General features: G+C 64.5%; 19 protein-coding genes. 13 read left to right on the top strand and 6 right to left on the bottom strand.

The annotated features are described in order from the left end of the window. Nucleotides 1–100: 100 nt before the first annotated feature. The 12 genes from ACR9ZN_RS21090 (at nt 101) to ACR9ZN_RS21145 (ending at nt 13,782) form a co-directional block, all read left to right on the top strand. Nucleotides 101–589 carry a formate dehydrogenase subunit gamma gene (locus ACR9ZN_RS21090; protein WP_454816348.1) on the top strand — a complete coding sequence of 163 codons (489 nt, stop codon included), beginning with the start codon at nt 101–103 and terminating at the stop codon, nt 587–589. Then, nucleotides 586–2,139 (top strand): formate dehydrogenase beta subunit, encoded by a 1,554-nt coding sequence (locus tag ACR9ZN_RS21095; RefSeq protein WP_481273101.1) that lies wholly within the window; start codon nt 586–588, stop codon nt 2,137–2,139. The genes ACR9ZN_RS21090 and ACR9ZN_RS21095 overlap by 4 nt, the downstream gene beginning before the upstream one ends. Before the next feature lie 19 nt (nt 2,140–2,158). Then, a complete protein-coding gene (gene fdhF, locus ACR9ZN_RS21100) occupies nt 2,159–4,990 on the top strand; it encodes a formate dehydrogenase subunit alpha (RefSeq protein ID WP_434958398.1) in 2,832 nt (943 codons plus the stop codon). Between the two features lie 211 nt (nt 4,991–5,201). Further along, nucleotides 5,202–6,032, top strand: a complete 831-nt coding sequence (gene fdhD / locus ACR9ZN_RS21105; RefSeq protein ID WP_481273102.1) for a formate dehydrogenase accessory sulfurtransferase FdhD — start codon at nt 5,202–5,204, stop codon at nt 6,030–6,032. Continuing rightward, the gene (locus ACR9ZN_RS21110) at nt 6,022–6,276 is read left to right on the top strand and encodes a formate dehydrogenase subunit delta (protein ID WP_434958400.1); all 255 of its coding nucleotides are present in this window, start codon (nt 6,022–6,024) and stop codon (nt 6,274–6,276) included. The genes fdhD and ACR9ZN_RS21110 overlap by 11 nt, the downstream gene beginning before the upstream one ends. Before the next feature lie 26 nt (nt 6,277–6,302). Beyond that, nucleotides 6,303–6,668, top strand: a complete 366-nt coding sequence (locus ACR9ZN_RS21115) for a cupin domain-containing protein (RefSeq protein WP_434958401.1) — start codon at nt 6,303–6,305, stop codon at nt 6,666–6,668. A gap of 321 nt (nt 6,669–6,989) precedes the next feature. Beyond that, nucleotides 6,990–8,687 carry a 30S ribosomal protein S1 gene (rpsA, locus tag ACR9ZN_RS21120; protein WP_454816355.1) on the top strand — a complete coding sequence of 566 codons (1,698 nt, stop codon included), beginning with the start codon at nt 6,990–6,992 and terminating at the stop codon, nt 8,685–8,687. Nucleotides 8,688–8,966: 279 nt separating this feature from the next. Continuing rightward, nucleotides 8,967–9,596 (top strand): S1 RNA-binding domain-containing protein, encoded by a 630-nt coding sequence (locus ACR9ZN_RS21125; RefSeq protein ID WP_481273103.1) that lies wholly within the window; start codon nt 8,967–8,969, stop codon nt 9,594–9,596. Between the two features lie 326 nt (nt 9,597–9,922). Then, on the top strand, nt 9,923–10,888 hold the full coding sequence (locus ACR9ZN_RS21130; protein ID WP_434958403.1) for an ABC transporter substrate-binding protein: 966 nt from the start codon (nt 9,923–9,925) through the stop codon (nt 10,886–10,888). 96 nt (nt 10,889–10,984) lie between these two features. Continuing rightward, nucleotides 10,985–11,965: an ABC transporter substrate-binding protein gene (locus ACR9ZN_RS21135; protein ID WP_481273104.1), complete on the top strand. Its 981-nt coding sequence runs from the start codon at nt 10,985–10,987 to the stop codon at nt 11,963–11,965. A 70-nt stretch (nt 11,966–12,035) separates the two neighbouring features. Further along, on the top strand, nt 12,036–12,977 hold the full coding sequence (locus ACR9ZN_RS21140) for an ABC transporter permease (RefSeq protein WP_454816359.1): 942 nt from the start codon (nt 12,036–12,038) through the stop codon (nt 12,975–12,977). Nucleotides 12,978–12,987: 10 nt separating this feature from the next. Next, nucleotides 12,988–13,782, top strand: a complete 795-nt coding sequence (locus ACR9ZN_RS21145) for an ABC transporter ATP-binding protein (protein WP_434958406.1) — start codon at nt 12,988–12,990, stop codon at nt 13,780–13,782. A gap of 256 nt (nt 13,783–14,038) precedes the next feature. On the opposite strand, the gene ACR9ZN_RS21150 is transcribed toward ACR9ZN_RS21145, so the two are convergent. Together ACR9ZN_RS21150 and ACR9ZN_RS21155 are read right to left on the bottom strand one after the other, a co-directional pair. Continuing rightward, a complete protein-coding gene (locus tag ACR9ZN_RS21150; protein ID WP_481274378.1) occupies nt 14,039–14,560 on the bottom strand; it encodes a GNAT family N-acetyltransferase in 522 nt (173 codons plus the stop codon). 200 nt (nt 14,561–14,760) lie between these two features. After that, entirely contained in the window at nt 14,761–15,738 is a 978-nt protein-coding gene (locus ACR9ZN_RS21155) for a quinone oxidoreductase family protein (RefSeq protein WP_481273105.1), read from the bottom strand. A 98-nt stretch (nt 15,739–15,836) separates the two neighbouring features. Between ACR9ZN_RS21155 and ACR9ZN_RS21160 the strand changes: the two genes are divergently transcribed. Then, nucleotides 15,837–16,226: a winged helix-turn-helix transcriptional regulator gene (locus tag ACR9ZN_RS21160; RefSeq protein WP_481273106.1), complete on the top strand. Its 390-nt coding sequence runs from the start codon at nt 15,837–15,839 to the stop codon at nt 16,224–16,226. Between the two features lie 23 nt (nt 16,227–16,249). Here ACR9ZN_RS21160 and addA read toward each other — a convergent pair whose 3' ends face one another. From addA to ACR9ZN_RS21180, 4 genes are read right to left on the bottom strand one after another with little or no spacing between them, the layout of a single operon-like run. Further along, nucleotides 16,250–19,693, bottom strand: coding sequence for a double-strand break repair helicase AddA (gene addA, locus ACR9ZN_RS21165; RefSeq protein WP_481273107.1), 3,444 nt, complete (start codon nt 19,691–19,693; stop codon nt 16,250–16,252). Continuing rightward, nucleotides 19,690–22,800, bottom strand: a complete 3,111-nt coding sequence (gene addB / locus ACR9ZN_RS21170; RefSeq protein ID WP_481273108.1) for a double-strand break repair protein AddB — start codon at nt 22,798–22,800, stop codon at nt 19,690–19,692. The genes addA and addB overlap by 4 nt, the downstream gene beginning before the upstream one ends. 43 nt (nt 22,801–22,843) lie before the next feature. Further along, a complete protein-coding gene (locus tag ACR9ZN_RS21175; protein ID WP_454816371.1) occupies nt 22,844–23,380 on the bottom strand; it encodes a GFA family protein in 537 nt (178 codons plus the stop codon). Further along, entirely contained in the window at nt 23,377–24,012 is a 636-nt protein-coding gene (locus ACR9ZN_RS21180) for a TetR/AcrR family transcriptional regulator (protein ID WP_481273109.1), read from the bottom strand. Before ACR9ZN_RS21180 ends, ACR9ZN_RS21175 begins: the two co-directional genes overlap by 4 nt. Nucleotides 24,013–24,036: the final 24 nt, after the last annotated feature.

Below are 24,036 nucleotides of genomic sequence, written 5' to 3' on the forward strand. Positions count from 1 at the left end.
GCTTAATAGAGAATCTCTATCGTCCGACGAAAATTGATGCTTGATCGCCTTGGAACGAGGGCACATTCTTCCTCTCTAGAACTAGTCGAAAGAGAGTGGCATGCCAGCCCACGAAGATTGGAATACCGCACGCGCAGCTGAACTCATCGCGGCAGGCCAGACGTTGGAAGGCCCGCTTTTGCCGATCCTCCACTCTTTTGTGGAAACCTTCGGCTATGTCCCCGACCCGGCCGTCCCGATGGTGGCCGAGGCGCTCAATCTTTCCCGCGCCGACGTGCATGGCGTGGTGACGTTTTACCATGATTTCCGCAGGGAACCCGCCGGCGAGCATGTCATCAAGCTTTGCCGTGCCGAAGCCTGCCAATCCGCCGGCTGCGAGGCTCTCGCCGACCATCTCGTCGAAAAGCTCGGCATCGAGTTCGGCGAAACGACGCCGGATGGACGGATTACGCTTGAGCCGGTCTATTGCCTCGGCCTGTGCTCCATCTCCCCCGCCGCGATGATCGACGGTCGCCTGGTGGCCAGGCTCGATGCCAAGCGACTCGACCAAGCCATCGAGACTCTAGCCTTGGAAGAGGTGGTGCGATGACCATGCGCATCTACGTTCCACGCGATGCAGCCGCCGTCGCCTGCGGTGCCGACGAACTCGCCGCCGCGCTCAAGGTCGCCGCGATCGCCCGCAGGCTCGACATCGAAATCATCCGCAACGGCTCGCGCGGCCTTGCCTGGCTCGACCCGCTGGTGGAATTGGTGACCCCGGAAGGCCGCATCGGCTATGGCCCGGCCGAGCCGGAGGATGCCGACGGCCTGATCGCCGCCTTTACTGGCGATGGCGCCCATAAATTGCGGGTGGGCAAGCCCGAGGAACTGCCCTTCCTCAAGCGCCAGACACGGTTGACCTTTGCACGCGTCGGCATCGTCGATCCGCGCGATCTCGATGACTACAAAGCCCATGGTGGCCTCAAGGGCCTGGAAAAGGCGATTGCCATCGGGCCATCAGCCATCGTGGACGAGGTTACCAAATCCGGCCTGCGCGGCCGCGGCGGCGCAGGCTTTCCGACCGGCATCAAATGGAAGACGGTCGCCGATACGGCCGGCCCGCAGAAATATATCGTCTGCAATGCCGACGAGGGCGACAGCGGCACCTTCGCCGACCGCATGCTGATGGAAGGCGATCCCTTCTGCCTGATCGAGGGCATGGCGATTGCCGGCGTCGCCACTGGTGCGACCAAAGGCTATGTCTATATCCGCTCCGAATATCCCCATGCCATCGCGGCGATGAATGCAGCCATCGACAAGGCCCGCCGCGCCAATGTGCTCGGCAAGGCGATCCTTGGCTCGACTCATGATTTCGACATGGAAACCCGCACCGGCGCCGGTGCCTATGTCTGCGGCGAGGAAACCTCGCTGCTCGAAAGCCTGGAAGGCAAGCGCGGCACCGTGCGCGCCAAGCCGCCGCTGCCGGCCCACAAGGGCTTGTTCGGCAAGCCGACCGTGATCAACAACGTGCTCTCGCTCGCCACCGTGCCGATCATCCTGGCCGAGGGCGCCGAGCACTACCGCGATTTCGGCATGGGCCGTTCGCGTGGCACCATGCCGATCCAGCTCGCCGGCAATCTCAACTATGGCGGCCTGTTCGAGACGGCCTTCGGCATCACGCTGGGCGAACTCGTCGATGATATCGGTGGCGGCTGTTTCACCGGCCGTCCTGTGCGCGCCGTGCAGGTCGGTGGCCCGCTGGGCGCCTATTTCCCGCGCGAGCTCTTCGACACGCCCTTTGACTACGAGGCCTTCGCAGCCAGGGACGGGCTGATCGGCCATGGCGGCATCGTGGTGTTCGACGATACCGTCGACATGCGCCGCCAGGCTCGTTTCGCCATGGAATTCTGCGCCATCGAGAGCTGCGGCAAGTGCACGCCCTGCCGCATCGGCGCGATCCGCGGCAAGGAAACCATCGATAAGATCATCGCCGGCAAGGACGTGACGCGCAACATGGCCGTGGTCGAGGACCTCTGCCAGACCATGAAGTTCGGCTCGCTCTGCGCGCTCGGCGGCTTCACGCCCTATCCCGTCCTTTCGGCCATCCGCCATTTCCCCGAAGATTTCCACGGCACGCCCCAGCGCATCGCCGCCGAATAATCGCCCAAGGAGACAGTCAATGTCCCTCGTCCACGAAATCGACTACGGCACGCCGCTCTCCAAGTCGGAGAAGATGGTCACTCTGACCATCGACGGCCAGGAAATCACCGTGCCCGAGGGCACCTCGATCATGCGCGCTGCCATGGAGATGGGCACGCAGATCCCCAAGCTCTGCGCCACCGACATGGTGGACGCCTGGGGCTCCTGCCGCATGTGCCTGGTCGAGATCGAGGGCCGCAACGGCACGCCGGCTTCCTGCACGACACCCGTCGCGCCAGGCATCAAGGTCAAGACCCAGACCTCGCGCCTCGCCGAGATCCGCAAGGGCGTGATGGAGCTCTATATCTCCGACCATCCGCTCGACTGCCTGACCTGCGCCGCCAATGGCGACTGCGAATTGCAGGACATGGCTGGTGCCGTCGGCCTGCGCGAAGTGCGCTACGGCTATGAGGGCGACAACCATCTCGGCCTCGATAAGGACACCTCCAACCCCTATTTCACCTTCGACACTTCCAAATGCATCGTCTGTTCGCGCTGCGTGCGTGCCTGCGAGGAAGTGCAGGGCACTTTCGCGCTGACGATTTCCGGCCGCGGCTTCGAAAGCCGGGTCTCGCCGGGCATGAACGAGGCTTTCCTCGATTCCGAATGCGTCTCGTGCGGCGCCTGCGTGCAGGCCTGCCCGACGGCCACCCTCACCGAAAGCAAGGTGATCGAGATCGGCCAGCCCGAACATTCGGTGGTGACGACCTGCGCCTATTGCGGTGTCGGTTGCGCCTTCAAGGCCGAGATGCGCGGCGAGGAAGTCGTGCGCATGGTGCCCTATAAGGACGGCAAGGCCAATCGCGGCCATAGCTGCATCAAGGGCCGCTTCGCCTGGGGCTATGCGACCCACAAGGAGCGCATCCTCAAGCCGATGATCCGCTCCAAGATCACCGATCCGTGGAAGGAAGTGAGCTGGGAAGAGGCAATCGCCTACACCGCTTCCGAGTTCAAGCGCATCCAGGCCAAGCATGGCAAGGCCTCGATCGGCGGCATCACCTCCTCGCGCTGCACCAATGAAGAGACCTATCTGGTCCAGAAGCTGATCCGCGGCGGCTTCGGCAACAACAATGTCGATACCTGCGCCCGTGTCTGCCATTCGCCGACGGGCTATGGCCTCGGCCAGACCTTCGGCACCTCGGCCGGCACGCAGGACTTCGACTCGGTCGAGGACAGCGACGTCATCATCGTCATCGGCGCCAATCCGACGGACGGCCACCCGGTCTTCGGCTCGCGCATGAAGAAGCGCCTGCGCCAGGGTGCCCGCCTGATCGTCATCGATCCGCGCAAGACCGACATCGTGCGCACGCCTCATGTCGAGGCCGATTATCATCTGCCGCTCAAGCCGGGCACCAATGTTGCGGTGGTGACGGCGCTTGCCCATGTCATCGTCACCGAGGGGTTGGTCGCCGAGGACTATGTGCGTGAGCGCTGCGACCTGGACGAATTCCAGAACTGGGCCAGCTTCGTCGCCGATCCCAGGCATTCGCCGGAAGCGGTGGAAAAATATACCGGCGTGCCGGCCGAACTGGTGCGTGGCGCCGCCCGCCTCTATGCCACCGGCGGCAATGGCGCCATCTATTACGGCCTCGGCGTCACCGAGCACAGCCAGGGCTCGACCACGGTGATGGCGATCGCCAACCTCGCCATGGCTACCGGCAATATCGGCCGCCGCGGCGTCGGCGTGAACCCGCTGCGCGGCCAGAATAACGTGCAGGGCTCTTGCGACATGGGCTCGTTCCCGCATGAACTGCCGGGCTATCGCCATATCGCGGGCGATGAAGTCCGTCACATGTTCGAGGAATTCTGGGGCGTCCATCTCGACAAGGAACCGGGGCTGCGCATTCCCAACATGCTCGACGCCGCCGTCGAGGGCTCCTTCCTCGGCCTCTATGTGCAGGGCGAAGACATCGTTCAGTCCGATCCCGACACCAAGCATGTCACGGCGGGCCTCGCTGCGATGGAATGCGTTGTCGTGCAGGACCTCTTCCTGAACGAAACCGCCAATTATGCCCATGTCTTCCTGCCTGGCTCCTCCTTCCTGGAGAAGGACGGCACCTTCACCAATGCCGAACGCCGCATCCAGCGCGTACGCAAGGTGATGGCACCCAAGGCCGGCTATGCCGACTGGGAAATCACGCTGCTGATCGCCGAAGCCATGGGCTTCCCCATGCCCTACGAGCATCCCTCGCAGATCATGGACGAGATCGCCCGCCTCACGCCTTCCTTCGCCGGCGTCTCCTATGAGAAGCTGGAGCGGGACGGCTCGGTGCAGTGGCCCTGCAACGACAAGGCGCCCGAGGGCACGCCGATCATGCATATCGACCATTTCGTGCGCGGCAAAGGCCGCTTCATGGTCACCGAATATATCCCGACCGACGAGCGCACCGGCGCACGCTTCCCGTTGCTGCTCACCACCGGCCGCATCCTGTCGCAATACAATGTCGGCGCGCAGACGCGGCGCACCGAAAATTCGATGTGGCACGAGGAGGATGTGCTGGAAATCCATCCGCACGACGCCGAGCAGCGTGGCATCCGAGATCATGACTGGGTGCGCCTGGAAAGCCGCTCCGGCTCGACTTCGCTGCGCGTCACCATCACTGATCGCGTGGCGCCGGGCGTGGTCTACACCACCTTCCACCATCCCTCGACGCAGGCCAACGTCATCACCACCGACTATTCGGACTGGGCGACCAACTGCCCCGAATACAAGGTGACGGCGGTGCAGGTCATGCCTTCCAACGGCCCGTCGCAGTGGCAGGAGGAATATGAGGCGATGGCGAAGAACTCGCGTCGCATCGCGGCGGAGTGAGAACAGCACCCTTCTTCCCTTGCGGGATCTGGCACTTCCCATGGAAGTGCCAGATCCCGCAAGGGGGAGGAGGGGTCTCGTGACCTATGCGAATCATATTGCTGAAATCAGGGATTGAGAGGTTGATCCACCCCCTCGTCCGGCCTTCGGCCACCCATGGCACTTCCATGGGAAGTGCCAGGTCCCACAGGGGGAGAAGGAGAAAAACACCATGACCGATCCCGTCCGCTCCATCTCCCGCTTTGCCTGGCGTGACGGCGTGTTCACGCCGGGCGAGCGCACGGTTCCCGAGGAGATGGCGATCTCGCTGGTCTATGACGGCGGCTCCCACGCCGTGATGATGGGAAGCCCTGTCGATCTCGAGGACTTTGCCTACGGTTTCTCTCTGACCGAAGGCATCATCGCCTCTCTCGACGACATTACCGAGTTCGAACGCGTCGATTACGAGGAAGGCGTCGAATTGCGTATGTGGCTGAGGGGCGATCGCGGCTCAGCGCTTGCCGCCCGCAGGCGCATACTGGCCGGGCCCACGGGCTGCGGCCTGTGCGGCATCGACAGCCTGACCGAGGCAGTGCGCAAGCCGCGACCGGTCACCGGTGAGCTCAAGCTGTCACCGGCCGATATCGAAACCGCCCTCGCTTCGCTCACGCCCGCCCAGGTACTGAACCACAAGACCCGTGCCGTGCATGCCGCTGCCTTCTGGACCAAGGCGGATGGCCTCATCGCCCTGCGCGAGGATGTCGGCCGGCACAATGCGCTCGACAAGCTGGCCGGCGCCCTGGCCAGGCGTTCGATCGCTCCCGCTTCCCAGGGCCTTCCGGGCATCGTCGTCCTCACCAGCCGGATCTCGGTGGAGATGGTGCAGAAATCGGCCTCGATGGGTGCATCCATCGTGGTGGCGGTCTCCGCCCCCACGGCGCTGGCCATCCGCACCGCCGAGGAAGCGGGTATCACGCTGATCGGCATCGCCCGCTCCGACGGCTTCGAGATCTTCACCCATCCCCATCGCATCGTTTCGGAGAAACTCGCCCATGTCGCATGATGAAGCCGCGCATGATGGCCATGCACATGACCCGTCTGCCAAACTGGTGAGGATGGCCAACCAGATCGGCATGTTCTTCGCGTCCCAGCGCGAGGAGGTGCGGGTCCCCGGTATTGCCGAGCATATCCGCAAATTCTGGGAGCCGCGCATGCGCAACCAGATCTTCGCCCACCTGGACGCAGGCGGCGAAGGCATCGATCCGCTGGTCAGGAAGGCTCTGGAGACATTGCGCGAGAAGGCGTGAACTCTCTGGCATCCCAGGAGACTTCCATGTCCGGCACCCTCTTCGACTGGGACAAGATCGAACCACGTACAGTCATTCCCGGCTTCCACGGTCGTTTCATGCATTCGGCTTCGATGACTTTCGTACTCTGGCAGATCGACGCGGGAGCCACGCTACCCTTGCATTCACACCCGCATGAGCAGGTGGTGCATCAGTTCGAAGGCGAATTGGAAGTCACGGTCGACGGCCAGAGCACGGTGCTGAAGCCGGGCATGGTCGCGGTGGTGCCGCCCCATGCGCCGCATTCCGGCCGGGCGTTGACGGCCTGCCGGACCATGGACGTCTTCCATCCCCTGCGCGAAGACTATCGGACAGGCGCCCCGAGCGTGCTGCAGCAGGCGATGCCGGAATAAGCGGGCGCTTTGCCGCCGCTCAACCGCATCCATCGTCGTTTTGGCCGGGTTCCTGCTCTCAGCGGCTGGGAAACGGCGAAAAATCGCCTTTCATCTTGCTCTACCCCTTCCATCTTGATATGGAACCGCCCATGTGACGCTCAGCTGTCATCTTCGATGAGACAAGCGTCCGAAAAATAGACCAGAAAGACGTTTCCGCAGTGCGGGCCTTGCGCCGGCCGGGCGTGTTTTTCCTAAAACACCCCGCCTGTGGCTGCTCCAGCAGCCCTGCCGCCTTCCGGAAACGATGATCAACACCAACCGCCGGCGCCAGGAAAACATATGTCCGTACAGACAAACGTGCTGCGTGAAGATTTCGCTGCGATGCTCGACGAGACGTTCGGCACCAGCGACATGGCCGAAGGTTCGGTCGTCAAGGGTACTGTCGTCGCCATCGAGAAGGACCTCGCGGTCATCGATATCGGCCTCAAGACCGAAGGCCGCGTAGCTCTGAAGGAATTCAACGGCCCGGGTCGCGACAGCGCGATCAAGGTCGGCGATATCGTCGAGGTCTATCTCGAGCGTATCGAAAATGCCCTGGGCGAAGCCGTCATCTCGCGCGACAAGGCTCGCCGCGAGGAGAGCTGGGTCAAGCTCGAGAAGTCGTTCGAAGCCAATGAAAAGGTCGACGGCGTCATCTTCAACCAGGTCAAGGGGGGCTTCACCGTCGACCTCGACGGCGCCGTGGCCTTCCTGCCGCGCAGCCAGGTCGACATCCGTCCGATCCGCGACGTCACCCCGCTGATGAACGTTCCGCAGCCCTTCCAGATCCTCAAGATGGATCGCCGCCGCGGCAACATCGTCGTCTCCCGCCGCACGGTCCTCGAAGAGAGCCGCGCCGAGCAGCGTCACGAGATCGTCCAGAACCTCGAAGAGGGCCAGGTGGTCGACGGCGTGGTCAAGAACATCACCGATTACGGTGCGTTCGTTGATCTCGGCGGCATCGACGGCCTCCTGCATGTCACCGACATCGCATGGCGCCGCGTGAACCATCCGACGGAGCTTCTGACCATCGGCCAGCAGGTCAAGGTCAAGATCATCAAGATCAACCACGAGACGCACCGCATCTCGCTGGGCATGAAGCAGCTCCAGGCCGATCCGTGGCTGGGCATCGACGCCAAGTACCCGCTGCAGGCCAAGTTCACCGGCCGCGTCACCAACATCACGGACTACGGCGCGTTCGTGGAACTGGAGCCGGGCATCGAAGGCCTGATCCACGTCTCCGAAATGTCGTGGACCAAGAAGAACGTCCACCCCGGCAAGATCGTCGCCACCTCGCAGGAAGTGGAAGTGCAGATCCTCGAGGTCGACCCGATCAAGCGCCGCATCTCGCTCGGCCTCAAGCAGACCCTTTCCAACCCCTGGGAAGATTTTGCCGACAAGCATCCGAACGGCAGCGTCGTGGAAGGCGAAGTCAAGAACAAGACCGAGTTCGGCCTGTTCATTGGCCTCGACGGCGATGTGGACGGCATGGTCCATCTCTCCGACCTCGACTGGAACCGTCCGGGCGAGCAGGTCATCGACGACTTCCGCAAGGGCGACATGGTCAAGGCCGTGGTGCTCGACGTGGACGTCGAGAAGGAGCGCATCTCGCTGGGCATCAAGCAGCTCGCCGGTGACCCCTTCGTCGATGCCGGCGAACTGAAGAAGAACCAGGTCGTCACCTGCGAAGTCACCGACGTCAAGGAAGGTGGCATCGACGTCAAGATCACCGGCACCGACCTCACGGCCTTCATCCGCCGCGGCGATCTGGCCCGCGATCGCGCCGATCAGCGCCCCGAGCGCTTCGCTGCCGGCGAAAAGGTTGACGCCCGCGTCATCCAGTTCGACCGCAAGGCCCGCAAGGTCCAGGTTTCGATCAAGGCCCTCGAAATGGCCGAAGAGAAGGAAGCCATCGCGACCTACGGTTCGTCCGATGCCGGCGCTTCGCTCGGCGACATTCTCGGCGCCGCGCTGCGCGCACGCACCGAGAAGAAGTAAGCCGGAGGGCCGGCTTCTCAGCCGGCTCTCGGAGCCACCACGATTGCAGAAAGGGCGCGACCTACAGGGTTCGCGCCCTTTCTTTTGGTCCTCTCGCCAACGTCGTGTGGCCCATGCTGGTCTTCAGACCGGCACCGAGAAAGGCGCGTCAAACTGGTGTGCCGGTCTTCAGACCGGCATGGAGCCTCGGCTGTCACAACATAGAGAGTGAACAGCAGCTCGCCGAAAACTTGACTACATGCATCTTGCGACGAAAGCCCGATGGCGTAGGGTAACTCTATGAGCCACCCCAAATCAGGGACGACCATTACGGGGCAGGAAGCCTCCCGCAAGGTGCCGGTAACCCGCGAGTCTCGGCAAGTAAGCGACTTCCCGCAAGGCCCGGAAATCGTAACCTGCTTCCACGATCTTGAAGTAGGCCAAATAATCGAAGCCACCGTAAAACGCGTTGAAGACTACGGCGCCTTCGTGGATATCGATGGCATCGACGATATCGTGGCCCTGCTCTTAGTTGTCGACATCTCATGGGCCCGCGTGCCTCATCCCAGCGTTCTTTTGAGTCCAGGCCAACGTATCAAGACAAAAATCCGTGCGATTAGTCTTAATAGAAGTCATGCTTCCCTAAGCATGAAAGTGCTCCAACCCGATCCGTGGCTAGATATCGACACCAAATATCCCTTGCATTCCGTGGCAATAGGCTGCGTTACCAGCATTACCGACTACGGTATATTCGTGGAATTGGAATACGGCATCGAAGGCCTGATCCACTACCCCGAGACAGGATTAGCTGATTGGGACGAAGAATTGGGTGAGACCATCTCCGTCGCACAGAAAGTAAAAGTGCAGATCATGATGATTGACCCGGCCAAACGGCGCATCTCACTCCGCATGGAAGCAGCGAGTAGGTGAGTCTGCTCAGAAAGCTCTCGGGCGCAGACACAAAGGTGCCTCATACCCACCGCCCGCGCCCCATACATCCCGCACAAAAGCCGCCCAGCCTGCAAAACTGGCACCAGCGATACACAGGCAAGATTTCGCGTCAGAGCCTCTCAGTTTAATAATCTTTCCAAAAGGGGCGCTTGAATGGGCGCCCTTCCATGTTTGGTGAATTTTTCCGATTTCGAGCGCACGAGCATCTTGCATTGCCGCGGCGTTTGGTTGATCGGTTGTCGCTTACAAGCCCCGAATGGCCGCCACCCTGGCGGAAAATTCGCGAGCAAGGGGGAAACAACCACATGCGTATCAATCGTTTGACACTCGTAGCCGGCGTGGCACTTGCCCTCCTCGGCAGCGCCGCCTTTGCTGCCGACAAGAAGACCGTGGCCGTAACCTCGATCGTCGAGCATCCGGCTCTCAATGCCGCCCGCGACGGTGTCAAGAAGGCCCTGGAGGATGCCGGCTACAAGGATGGCGATACCCTCTCCTTCCAGTTCGAGACGGCCCAGGGCAGCCCCGCCACCGCAGCGCAGATCGCCCAGAAATATGTCGGCGAGAAAGCCGATGTGATCGTCGGTATCGCCACGCCATCGGCCCAGGCTGCCCTCGCTGCCACCAAGGACATTCCGATCGTGTTCACCGCCGTGACCGATCCTGTCGCGGCCCAGCTCGTCAAGGACCCCGCCAAGCCCGAAGGCAACGTCACTGGCGTGACCGACGCAACCCCGATGCCCGACCAGGTCAAGCTGATCCAGGCGATTGCGCCCAACGCCAAGAAGATCGGCTTCATCTTCAATCCCGGCGAGGCCAATTCGGTCGTCCAGCTCGAGGCCATGAAGAAGGCGACCGCGGCCCTTGGCCTGGAGACGATCGAGGCACCGGCCACCAAGTCGGCCGATGTCGGCGCTGCGGCCCAGAGCCTGATCGGCAAAGCCGATGCCATCTTCGTGCCGACCGACAATCTGGTGGTCTCGGCCCTGGAAGCGGTGATCACGGTGGGAACCGAAAACAAGATCCCCGTCTTCTCCGGTGACACCAATGGCGTCGAGCGCGGCGCGGTCGCTTCCATCGGCGTCGACTATTTCAAGTCCGGCGTATTGGCCGGCGAGATGGTCGTCCGCATCCTCAAGGGTGAGAAGCCAAGCGCCATTCCCGTGGCCGTCCCCTCCGCCACCGACCTCTTCCTCAACCAGAAGACCGCCGGCCCGATGGGCGTGACGCTGCCAGCCGATCTGGTCGCCAAGGCCAAGACGGTCGTGAAATGAGCCTCTCCAAGTAATCCGGATCATCATAACCGGGCAGGCGGCCGCGCGTTGCGCGGCCGCCCTCATAAGATCAACCCATTCCGAGCAAGCCGCGCCATGATCCCCCTCCGTTCTCTCGGCCTTGCCGCCGTTCTTCTCGCCAGCTTCGCCCAGGTCGCGACCGTCACGGGCGCCGCTGCGGCCGACAAACCGGTGGTCGCGATCACCGCCATCGTCGAACATCCCTCGCTCAACGCCATCCGCGAGGGCGTGAAGGCCGGCCTCAAGGACAAGGGCTATGCGGAGGGCGAGGCCATCACCATCCTCTATGAATCGGCCCAGGGCAGCCCGGCCACGGCGGCCCAGATTGCCCAGAAATTCGTCGGCGAAAACCCGGCCGTGATCGTGCCGATCACCACCCCCTCCTCCCAGGCCGTCGCCGCGGCAACCAAGGACATCCCCATCGTCTTCGCCGCCGTGACCGATCCGCTCGGCGCGCAATTGGTGAAGACCCTCGACAAACCCGGCGGCAATATCACCGGCGTCAGCGACTTTCCGCCCGCGGCCGGCCAGCTCGACCTGATCAAGGAGGTCCTGCCCAAAGCCAAGGTGGTGGGCGTCGTCTATAATTCCGGCGAGGTCAACAGCCTGTCGGTGATCGAGGCGCTACGCAAGCTGGCAGGTGAACGCGGGCTGGAAATCCTGCCTTCTCCCGCAACCAAATCCTCCGATGTGGGCGCAGCCGCGCAAAGTCTGGTGGGCAAGGCCGATGCGATCTACATCCCCAACGACAATCTGGTGGTTTCGGCCCTGGAATCGGTGCTGCAGGTCGGCTTCGACAGCCGCCTGCCGGTGTTCGCCAGCGATCCCGACAGCGTCGGGCGTGGCGCGGTCGCCGCTCTCGGCCTCGATCAGTTCGAGATTGGCCGTCAGGCCGGCCATGTCGCGGCCCGCGTGCTGAAGGGCGAGAAGCCCGGCGACATCCCGGTCGAGAATTCCAAAGGCGTCAGCCTGGTCGTCAACGCCAAGGCCGCCGAAAAGATGGGCGCTCCCTTGCCGCAGGCCGTATTGGCGCGTGCCAAGGACGTTGCAAAGTAATAACAAGCCTTGGAGAACGCCGGGGCATGCCAGTGTCGGCGTCTTCTCCTGTTCCTGTTGGGATTGATGCATGAGCCTATTCGCTTTTGTCGGTTCGATTGAAATCGGCCTGATCTATGCGCTGATCGCGCTGGGCGTGTTTTTATCGTTCCGGGTGCTCGATTTTCCCGACTTGACAGTCGATGGTTCCTATCCGCTCGGTGCCGCGACGGCCGCCGCCGCCATCGTTGCGGGCTTCGATCCCTTCAGCGCAACGGCCCTGGCCATCTTTGCCGGAGCTCTGGCCGGGATGATGACGGCCTGGCTCAACATCCGCTTCCGCATCCTGCAATTGCTCGCCAGCATCCTGACCATGACGGCGCTCTACTCGATCAATCTGCGCATCATGGGCAGGCCCAACGTCCCTCTGCTCAACCAGGAAACGCTGGTGACCTGGACACGCGACCATCTGATGGCGATCTTCGGCTGGGCTCCGCCTTCCTATCAGCTGAAAGTCTGGATGCTCGGCGTAATCGTGCTGATCGTCTGGGCGCTGCTCAGCTGGTTTCTCAATTCCGAATTCGGCCTCGCCATGCGGGCGACCGGCGCCAATCCGCGCATGGCGCGGGCGCAAGGCGTCTCCACCCAGCTGCATAATTATGTCGGCATGGCGATCTCGAACGCCCTGGTCGCCCTCGCCGGCGCCCTGTTCGCCCAGACCAGCGGTTTTGCCGACATCACGCTCGGCACGGGCACCATCGTCGGCGGCCTTGCCTCGGTCATTCTCGGGGAGACGTTGTTTCGCACCCGCTCCATCGCCTGGTTGCTGGTCGCCTGCGTTGTCGGCGCCATCCTCTACCGCCTCGCCATCGCGCTCGCGCTCAATTCCGAGTGGTCGCGCACCATCGGGCTCAATTCCAGCGACCAGAACCTGGTGACCTCGGTTCTGGTTGGCCTGGCACTGATCCTGCCGAGCCAGTTCCCCCGGCTGCGTGCGATCTTTGCGCCCGCGCCCAAGTCAGCGTCCAAGTAAGGAGGCGGCGATGATCGAGATCAAGGACATCCACGTCACCTTCGGCCGCGGTACGCCGCTTGAGAACCGCGCCTTGCGCGGGCTCTCGCTGACGATTCCGACCGGCCAGTTCCTCACGGTGATCGGTTCGAACGGCGCCGGCAAATCCACCCTCCTGAATGTCCTGAGCGGTGATGCCCCGGCCGAACGCGGCCGCATCGTCATCGAGGACGTCGACGTTCTGCGCTGGCCGACGCCACGCCGCGCCGGGCTGATCGCCCGCGTATTCCAGGATCCGATGGCCGGCACCTGCGAGAGGCTGTCGATCGAGGAGAACATGGCGCTCGCCTTCGCGCGCGGGCACTCGCGCGGCTTCGGCGCTTCGCTCAACGGCTCCAGGCGCGCGCTGTTTCGCGACAAGCTTTCCATTCTCGGCCTCGGACTGGAAAACCGCCTGGGCGACTCGATGGGGCTGCTTTCAGGCGGCCAGCGCCAGGCCGTCAGCCTCTTGATGGCGACGCTGACGGGCATGAAGATCCTGCTGCTCGACGAGCATACCGCGGCGCTCGACCCGCGCACCGCCGACTTCGTGCTGGAACTCACCCGCAAGATCGTCGAGGAACAGCAGCTCACCGCCCTGATGGTGACCCATTCGATGCGGCATGCCCTCGACTACGGCACCCGCACGGTGATGCTGCATGAGGGACAGGTCGCCTTCGATCTCGACGCCGAGCATCGCCGCGGCCTCGACGTGCCCGATCTCCTCAAGCTGTTCAGCAAGGTGCGCGGCGAGCAGCTCGACGACGACAGCCTGCTGCTGGGTTAATGCCCCCGGGGAGCGCGGACGTCTCTGCGACATGCCTGCATGTCGCGATGTCCGCTTCCTGAAAGCATTGAACAGAGGAAGAGCGGAGGGGACGTCCGCGATTCCAGGAAGACACGTCTTCAATGTGTCATACCGAGCCTCGAATATGTTGATGCATACGAGACTTGCCCCCCTCCCCGCGATTTCCGACACCAAATCAAAGATTTGGCGAAAATCGCGGGATGGACCCATGAGTCATTTTCAATGCCTCTTGGTATCAGTATCTTCCAGGCTTGGTTTCAAACCGAAAATACCAGAACAGGGCGATTTCTTCGGTACCGGGATGCAGAGCCTCGTAGAAATGGCGATCATAGCCGCCGAGCTCGAAACCATAGCTCTCATAGAAGCGGCAGGCGCCGACATTGTTGGATTGCGTCTCCAGGCGTATGCCGGGCAGGCCCTGGCGTAAACCCCAGGCCACCGCGGCATCCATCAATTGCCGGGCCAAGCCGCTGCCTCGATGGTTCGCATCAACCGCAATGTCGTCGACAAAGGCAAAGTCATTCCAGCCATGCGAAACCGCAGCATAGCCGACGGGCAGGCCAACCTGCGTCTCGACCACGAACAAAGTGCTGTCCTCGCCGTCGATATAGCTGCCGACCTCTTGCCCATCGAAGCCATAGTTCTTGCGATAGGCCGGTTCGACCTGCGCGACCCGCCCCAACCGAGGCCCGTCGAATGGGCCGACGGCTATCTGCGTGATGAGGAAGGAGAAGTCGCAGGCGGCAAGCAATGCCATATCCTCGGCTTTGGCGATCCTGACCGCCTTGCAGGCCCCTGTTCCATTCCGTATCCAGGGCGCGTCCACGCCGTATTTGTCTGACGTCATGAACCCTCATCCGTCCGGTGGGCAGCGCGATTGCCGATCCTGAGGCGACCGAGAAAATCGGTCAACCGCTCCTTCTAGATGGGTGTTGCAAGGGCATGAAGGAAGCCCCGTCATGGCACCAAAACGACCTTGCTCACGCTCCGGCGCGATTGCAGGCTCTCATGTGCCTCGGCGGCCCGTTCCAAAGGAAAACGGCCTCCGATTGTTACCTTGAGCGAGCCTGCCATTGCTTGCGCGAAAAGATCACTGAGATCGGCGTGCAACGTGTCTGATGTCAGCAAGGGCAGCAAGGCGAAGCCTTTCACGGACTGGTTGCGCCCCAGCAGGGCTTCGACCTCGGGCTTGCCGAGCTCGAATCGCCCCATGGCTGCACAGACGAGCTCTCCAGCCGGAGCGAGCCCTTCCAGACAGGCCCCGGTGCCTGGCCCGCCGACGAGGTCATAGGCGATATCGACACCCAGCCCGCCGGTCGCCGCCAGCACGTGCCCGGTCCAGCCGGCGCTGCGATAGTCGACGCCGAGATCCGCCCCGAGGGATCGTGCAAGATCGAGCTTCTCCGCCGACCCGGCAGCGGCGATTACCTGGCGGGCACCGGCGCTACGCGCGAGCTGGATCAGCAGCGATCCTACCCCGCCCGCGGCGGCGTTGATCAGGATCGACTTAGCCTGCGGCGGGGCCCGGCGAAGGAGGTGCAGGGCGGTCAGCCCCTGCACCATCAGAGCGGCCGCCACCTCGAAGGACAGGCCGTCCGGGAGCGGCACCAGCGAGGCGGCTTCGGCAATGACATAATCGGCATAGCCACCGGCCCGGCCCATGGCGAAGAGGGGCACGGCCACTCGCGTACCAATCGCCGGCATGGTGACGCCGGGCCCGAGCGCCTCGACGATGCCGGCGACTTCGACACCCAGCACCATCGGCAGTTCGGGCGTCATTGCATAGCGATCCTGCCGTATCAGCACCTCGAAATAGTTCACCCCGGCGGCCTGCATGCGGATCAGCGCCTCCCCCTCGGCGGGAACGGGGACGGGCAGGTCGATGGGCTTGAGGACGTCGGGGGTGCCGAAGCGGCTCAGACGAATGGCTTTCATGGTTCACCGGGGGTTGGTCTCGAATGACCCCCGGTTCTGTGGTATTTACCGTTTTGTCTCTACACACTCTTTTGTGCCATACAGACCTGGAGGTAACCATGACGGAGCCGATCAAGCGCCTGCCCATGCTCCCAGTCGAGCGAGCCCTCAAGGTGATCTCGGGCCGTTGGAAGGCGGTGATCCTGTATTATCTGCTGGATAGCCCCAAGCGCCTTTCCGAACTGAAGCGGCTGGTGCCCGAGATCAGCCAGAAGGTGCTGATCCAGCAATTGCGCGAGATGGAGGAGCATGGGCTCGTCCATCGCGAAATCTTCCGGCAGGTCCCGCCCCGCGTCGACTATTCGGCGACGCTGCTCGGACAAAGCCTCGAACCGGTGCTGCTGGCTCTGTGCGACTGGGGACAGCGACACGCCGCCGAACTGGATGAACTCGACCAGACGCGGGATTGCATCATCAGGCCTGTCAGGCATGTGGCGGCAGCCGGATGAGGGGTGAAGCATCCATGCCGATGCTACCCGATGATCGCCCGCACCGCCTCCTCCAGCCGCTCCGCCGGCAGCTCCATGATCTCCGCCGTCGCCGTCCAGACCAGGGCGACCCGCACATCTTTCGCCGGATAGAGCCTCTTCATCAGATGTCGGTAGAGCCCGAGCTGGCTGAGATAGGCCTGCGGTACCGCGTCGAGCCCGCGGGGAGGCTGGCGGTTGGTCTTGAAGTCGACGATCCAGACAGCATCCGGCCCGACGGCCAGGCGGTCGATCCGCCCGGACACGGCATAATCCGCCCGGCCTGGACGGGCGATGCGGCCGGCCAAGGCGACCTCGGCACGACTGCCGGGGACGAAGAACGGTTCGAGGGCTGGTAAGGCCAGCACCGACAGGGCCTCCTCGGCCCAGGCTGCGTGATCCTCCGGCCATTGCGCCGCCGCCCGGTCCAGGAAGGCGAGCGCCTGCTCGCGCCGAGCCGACGCATCGACATCCGGCAGATATTGCAGCAAGGCGTGAATCAGCGCTCCGCGCCGCAAGGTCCTGCCGTCAGGCGCCGCCGCGCCCACGAGCCCGGGCAGTTCCTCGGGATGCTCGGTCTCGGAGGGGGCAAGGGAGACCTCCTCGGCCCGCTCCGGCGCCGCCTTCTGGCGCAGCCAGGCCGGCGCCGGCACCGTCGCATCCTCACGCCTTGCCGGCCGGCCTTCGACCGCGCGTCGCGGCGTCGGCTCATAGACCAGCCTTTCGCCCTCGCCGTCCGGCTCGACCCTAGCACCTGCTTCGCGTAGGGCGTCGGCGATCATGTCGTACCAATTGCCTGCCCGCCGCGCCGTGGCACCCTCGAAGCCGGCGATGACGAGCCGGTCTTCGGCCCTCGTCAGGGCGACATAGAGCAGGCGGCGGTGCTCAGCCTCGTTCTCGGCCCGGATCGCATCGCGGGCGGCTGCGACCGGCGTCGGGTCGGAGGCCTTGCTGGGCGACCAGACCGGGATCTCGCTGCCAGCGGGCCGCCCCGGTGCCTGCAAAAAGAAGAGCTTGGGATCGTGCCGTCCGTCCGGTGCGCTGCAGGTATCGGCCAGGATGACGACGCGCGCCTCCAGCCCCTTGGAGCCATGCACCGTCATCACGCGCACTTCGCCGCGCGCCACATCCATGTCGCGCTTGATCTCGGCCTTGGCCTCGGCGAGCCAGGCGAGAAAGCCCTGCAGGCTGGCGGTGTTGGCCCGCTCATAATCGCCGGCCACGCAGAGGAACTCGTCCAGCGCATCGGCGGCCTCCGCCCCGAAGCGGGCGAGCATGATACGCCGGCCGCCGTCGCGAGCCAGGATGTCAGCGAAGAAGGCGAAGGGCGTCTTGCCGGCGGCCTCCGTACGCCAAACGGTGAGGCGGGCAAAGGCGGAGGCAAAGCGCTCATCCTCTTGCGCAGCCACGGCCAAGGCGGCCCAGAGCGTACCCTTGCGGCCCGGCGCCAGGCGGATGAGATCCTCGTCGTCGAGCCCGACGAGCGGGGTCTTGAGCACCGTCGCGAGGGTGAGGTCATCGGCAGGCAGCAAAGCAAACCGGGCAAGCGCCATGAGATCCATCACGGCGATATGGTCGGTCAAGACGATGCGGTCGGCACCGGCCACCGGCACACCGGCGAATTTCAGGGCGCGGATCACCGCCTCGAACAAAGCGTTGCGGCTTCGCACCAGCACCATGACGTCGCCGGCATCGTAGCGCGCGCCGGTGGCGGGATCACCCTCCCGGATGAGGCTGCTCACCGCGGCGGCGATCTTGCGGGCGAGACGCACCACCGGGCTGGAGACGGGCGTCTCGTCGAAAGGCGCGTCCCAGGCGGTGATCTCGGCCGCCGGTTGCGGCTTTTCCACCGGCCAGACCTCGACACGGCCGGGATCGAGAGCCCGCACGGTCTCATGCACGGTGGCGACGTCGTCCGAGGACAGTCCGCGGCGGTTGTCGGCGGCGGCGAAGACATGATCGACCGCCTTGAGGATATCGGGCGTCGAGCGGAAGGATTGCTTGAGCTCGATCGCCTCGAAACGCTCCTCCGCCTCATCCACCTTGTGGCGGAAATGGCTGCGCATGCGGGCAAACTCCGCCGGCGCCGCGCCCTGAAAGGAGAAGATCGACTGCTTCTCGTCGCCCACGGCGAAGATGGTGCGCCGCTCGCTGCGCGCACCCGAGCCCGAGGTGAATTCATGCGCCAGCATCGCGATGATATGCCACTGGGCTGGGCTGGTGTCCTGGGCTTCGTCGACCAGGATATGGTCGATGCCGCGATCGAGCTTGTAGAGCACCCATTCGGCGCCGGCCCGGCTGAGCAGATCGGCCGTACGCTGAACGAGATCATCGAAATCGAGCGCTGCCCGCATTACCTTGCCGGCTTTGTATCGCCCGAGCAAAGCCGCCGCAACGGCAATCAGAGCCTCGCTGCGCTCATAGGCGGCGGCCGCCTTCCGGCGCTGCAGGAGCCCGGCGATCCGCTCCAGCTCGGCGAGGAGTTGCTCGGCATAAGCCGGGTAGTCCTTGCTGAAATCCTTGACGAGGAAGGCATTGGCCGAGCGCGCCTCGCCCGTGCCGGTGAGATAGACAGCGCGCCAGGCTTCACCACGCCGTGCCGGCGCAGCCGCGATTGCGGCGCCGAGCCTGTCGGCAAGATCGAGGATGCGCTTGCTGTCATAGTCCCGCATGGCAGCCTCGATCGCCGCCCATTCGGTGAGGGGGATCGAGGCTTCATCGATCTCGGCTTCGATGGTGGCGACGCTTTCGCCCTCCTTCAGTTCGAGCAGGCCGCGCAACTGGCTAAGCGCATCGGCAGCGCCCTTCCCGCTCAGGAAGGGACGCAGGGCTTCGCGTTCGAAGGTGATTTCGGCGAGCAGACCGTCAAAGGCGCCCTCCCCGGTATCTTCCAGGAGTCGCGCCATGGCGCGCCCGAGCCCGCCGTCCGGATGCGCATTCGCCTCCAGGATCAGGCTGGTGCGGGCTGTATCGAGCAGTTCGCGCGCGGCCCTGTCGTCCAGCACCGAAAACTGCGCCGGGACGTTGGCCTCGAAGGGAAACAGGTGCAGCACGCGCTCGCAGAAGGCATGGATGGTGAGGATCTTCAGGCCGCCGGGTGTCTCGATCGCCGCTGCGAAGAGCTGGCGCGCGCGCTTGAGGCCGGCGCCGTCGGGCTTGAAACCGGTGATGCCCTCGATCGCCTCGATGAGCTTGCCCTCCTCCTCGACGGCCCATTGGCCGAGCGTGGCGAAGATGCGATTCTGCATGTTCGCCGCCGCGGCCTTGGTGAAGGTGAGGCATAGAATGGCGGATGCATCGATACCGGCGAGCAGAAGGCGGATGACACGCCGCGTCAGCACGGTGGTCTTGCCCGAGCCGGCATTGGCCGACACCCAGGCCGACAGCGAGGGATCGGAGGCCAGGCGTTGATGGTGAACCGTGTCGGCAGAGGGCTTGCGCGGGGTCATGCTTCCTCCGCGCTCACAGACCATTCGCGCACCCGGGCAAGATGGTCATAGTCGCCATAGCGCCGCCCCTTGAACATCGGGTGCAGCAGGGAGGTGTAGGGCGTTCTCTCGTTCTCGAAACGGTCGATCAGGGCCTTGAGCCGTTCGAGGCTCTGCAGGGCCACCTCGATCGGCGTGGTGTCCTTGAAGATCAACGGCTTTTCGCTCGGCCCCTTGCCGCCGCCGGCAAGATGCACGATGGCGGGATCGCCCAAAGCCTCGGGTGCCGGCACGCCGCTGAAACCGGCCTCGAGTAGCATCGCCATTTCCAGCGCCAATTGCGGCGCGAGGCCCGTTTCCACCTGCCTGGCCGTCGGCGCCTGACCGGTCTTGAAATCGAGGATGGTAACCCGGCTATCGGGGGCGACCTCGATGCGGTCGGCACGGGCGGACAGTGTGAAGGCCCGGTCGGCCAGGGTCGACCAGGTCAGCTTGCCGGGGATCTCGCTCAGCACGCGGGCAAGGCGTGGCCGACGCTCGCGTTCCCATTCCACCAGGAATTCGGCGATGGCCGCAAAGCGCGGCCGCCAGAAGGCTAGAACCTCGGGAAAATCGACGAGAGGGATGAAGAGCTCCTCGCCGATGGCCATCAAGCGCCCGAGGGCATCCGGCGGCACCCCGTCTGCGCAAAGGGCGGCGAAACGTTCGAGCGCACCATGGATCAGCGTGCCCCTTTCAGCCGCCCCGGGCGGCATGGCAATCTCGTCGAGCGGTTCGAGCCTGAGGATGTGGCGGGCATAGATCGTATAAGGATCGCGCACGAGGTGCTCGATCTGGGTGACCGACAGACGGGTCGGACGCAGCGCAAGCGGTGGTGTGGGCTTGGCCGCGGTGAGCAGGGGCGGCGGCCCTTCGGCCGCATCGAGCTGGCGCGCGAGGGCGCAATAATGCTCGCCCCTTGCACGCATGGCCCCGAAAACCGGCCCCAGAAAGGCGCCGAGCCGCTGCAGCCAGCGCGACGGCACGCTGGGCGAGCCGCCGCGCTTCAGCGACCGCGTGATCACCACATCGCGATAGCCGAGCGCCTGCTCGAAGTCGTGCGCGGCGAGGCCGATGCGTTTTTCCGGCGGCGACAGGCCGATTGCCGCCCGCATCGGCCGGTTCAGCCAGGGATCGGTCTTGACGTCGGGCGGCCAGACGCTTTCGTCGAGCCCCGCCAGCACCAGCCGGTCGACCGGCAGAAGGCGAGCCTCCAGCAGGCCGTAAATGGCGATGCGTGGGTGCTTGGGCTCGCCGCCCCGAACCGAGCGCCCGGCGATCAGGGCCGCGAACAGGCCGGGATACTCATGCGCCGGCAGGCAGAGAGCCTCGGGCGCGATGGTGCCGAGATCGTCGAGGAAGCCCGTAAGCGCTTCACCGGCTTCACCTTGCTTGAGCCCCTCACCTTCGTCGGGCGCCACTTCGCCCAGGGCCTCCACGGCAGCGCGATGCGCGGCGAAAAAGCTGGCGGCAGGCAAGGGTTCGGATTGGCGCAGCAGTGCCGCGAAGGGTTCGAGCCTGGCGGTCAAGGCCTCGATCACAGCCTCGGCTCCGGTCCATTCCTCCTCGCTCAAAGCCCGCCGGGCGGATGGGCAATGGGGATCGCCGAGCGAGGCCTTGCCGAGCGCCAGGGCCGCCACAAGACCGGCGGGACCGCCGGCCGGCCTGGGGCCACGCAGGGCGCCGATCTCCAGCGCCGTCACCGCCCGCTCCAGATCCGCACGTAACAGACCAAGGCGCGCCAGCGGGTGCTTGAGCAGGGACAACAGCGTGATGGGGTCGAAATCATGCAGCGCGGCGTCGAGCACCAAGCGCGCGAACAGGCCGGGCGGAGTTTGGGTCAGCGGCTGGCCGGCGCTGTCGTCAGCCTCGATGCCCCAGCGGCCGAGTTCGGTGACCACGCGCTCGGCGAGTTGGCGGTTCGGCGTCACCAGCGCCGCCTTGCGGCCTGCTACCGTCAAGGCCTCGCGCAGCACCAGAGCCGTCGCCAGGGCTTCTTCGCCCTCATGCACCGCCTCTATCAGGGCGACACCGGCAAAAGCCTCGGTCATCGCCGCGGGTTCGACATGCCGCTGGGCGGCCCACAGATCCGTGGTCTCCGCCGGCCGCAGGGCCTGCGACACCAGGGCTGCGCGCAGCGCCAGAGGCGAGGGCGGCGAGGCGAGCTCGGTCACGCTGACGCGTTCGGCGCCGATATCGGTCAGCAAGGCAGCAAGACCCGCCTGGGGATGGCCGGGGGCTCCCTCGCCCTTGCCGATGGCGTTCCAGCCGATGGCGTCGAGGTCGAGGTCAAGGCCCGGCAGGACGACCGCGCCCCGGGGATGGGCGGCAACCGCCTTGATGAGGTCGCGGGTGGCCGGAATGGAGCCGGTCGAGCCGGCCACGATCACCGGGCCTGTCTTGGGGTTTCCGGAAAGCCTGGCAGCCTCGCGCTCCATGCGGGCATTGCGCAGGAGCACGGCGTCGCTGCGGCCGATCTCCTTGAGATGGTCAGGCCAATGCACGGTGGCGATCTCGAGGAAGCGCAGCGTGATGTCCCAATATTTGTCATAAAGCCCGGCATGGCTCTCGCCGAGATTGAGGATTGCCTCAGGCGCCACCCGGTCGATCTGCAGGCCGTCGAGGAAATTGCCGAGCTCGGCCGCAAGCCCTGCCGCATCGCCCGGCGAGGAGGGAATCAGCAGCGGTTCAGCCCCTTCCTCACCCGGCACCGGCAGGAGGGCCTGCTTCAGCGCCGCACTCCATTGCAGGATCAGCCGCGTCAGGGCGACCTGGCGGTCGAGCCCGGCGACCGGTTCCGGCAGATCGTCGCTCGCCTCGGCGAAGGCGACCTCGTCATCGTCGATTTCGCCGAGCGCCCTCAGGCGCGGCAGCAATGCGGCGTCACTGCCCAGCCTGTCGAGGAAGATGCCGCGCAAGGCGCGGATGGCGCGGCGGGTCGGCAGATAGAGCGTTGCACTTGCGAGCGCGAGCGGATCCTCGCGCGGCGCAAAGCCCGGCACCAGCCGGCCATCCAGCAGGGCGTCGACCAGCGTCTCCAGAAAAGGCGAGCCGGGAGCGATAGTCAGGAGATTCGGGCGATGCGCCATGGCCCAGAGATAAACAGCGCGATCGCCGCCATGACAAGGGGTGTCAGGCTTCGACCTTCGTCGCGACGTCCAGCTTCGGAACGCGGAAGCCCATGGCGATCCAAGCCCCGAGCAGCTTGGCATAGAAGGATATCGTATGGGTTTTCAGATTGGGGATGTCCTCAGGCAGGCCGGACGCATCGGGCAGGTCGCCGACCATCGTGCGCATCTGGGCCTTCGGCCGCGCCCGTTCGGGCCACAGATGGAGATAGAGGCTGATCCAATGTGCGCCCTTCATTTCCAGGAAGATCGGGGTATTGCAGCAGGTGGCGACGATACGGCGTGACCCTGCCTTGTCGGAAAGCCGGAATTCGCTCAGATGCTCGGCGCCGGACAGTATCCGCATGCGGTCCTTGCGATATTCGGCGCTGGGCGTGGCCTCGTGGCAGGTGAGTATGGGCCTGGCGCCGGGCAGCTTGGCCAAGCGGCCCGCGGCAGCCCGGCAGGAATTGCACAGGCATTCCGATACCAGGATCGGCGCGCCCCTGACCTCCAGGCGTGTCCGTCCGCAGTTGCAGCCGATCGTCGTGGTCTCGCTCATTGCGCATGCTCCCCGCTGAGGTGAAACAGATGCCGGATGTACCGGTCGAGATGATCGAGGCTTTCCCGCGCCAGCTCGGGATCGTTGCCCGCCTTGGCCAGGACGAAACCGCCCTGGATGACGGCCTGGGTGTGCCGCGCCAGGCTTTCGGCTGTCCAGTCGCCGGCAATGCCGTGCTCGCGCCGCGCCGCCTCGATATCGGCCTCCAGCGTGGCGGCATGGCCGAAAATGCTGTGCCCGCAGGCATCGCGAATGTCGGGGGCGGTCTCATAGACCTCCTGCGCCATGGTGCCGACCAGGCAGGTGAACTCGGGCAGGTCGCCCACGATGATTGCCTTGCGGAAGGCCACATAAGCGAGAACGCGCTCCAGGGGATCAGCCGGGGCGTGATAGGGCGCGACCTGAAAGAAGCCGGTGGTCGTCTCCTCCCAGAATTCCGCCGCGGCGACGCCGAGCACTTCCTTGCTGCCGAAATGATGGAAGAAGGCTCCCTTGGTGACATCGGCCGCGCGACAGATGTCATCGACGGAGGTGGCGGCGAAGCCCTTGGCGCGGATGACGTCCCGCGCCGCCTCCAGGAGGCGGTTTCGGGCATGGCCACGTTCGGGCGATTGCTTGGTGGGTCTTGACATGTGATATACATACCAAATGGTCGG

Source organism: Labrys sp. HAY1-8F (assembly GCF_056754975.1).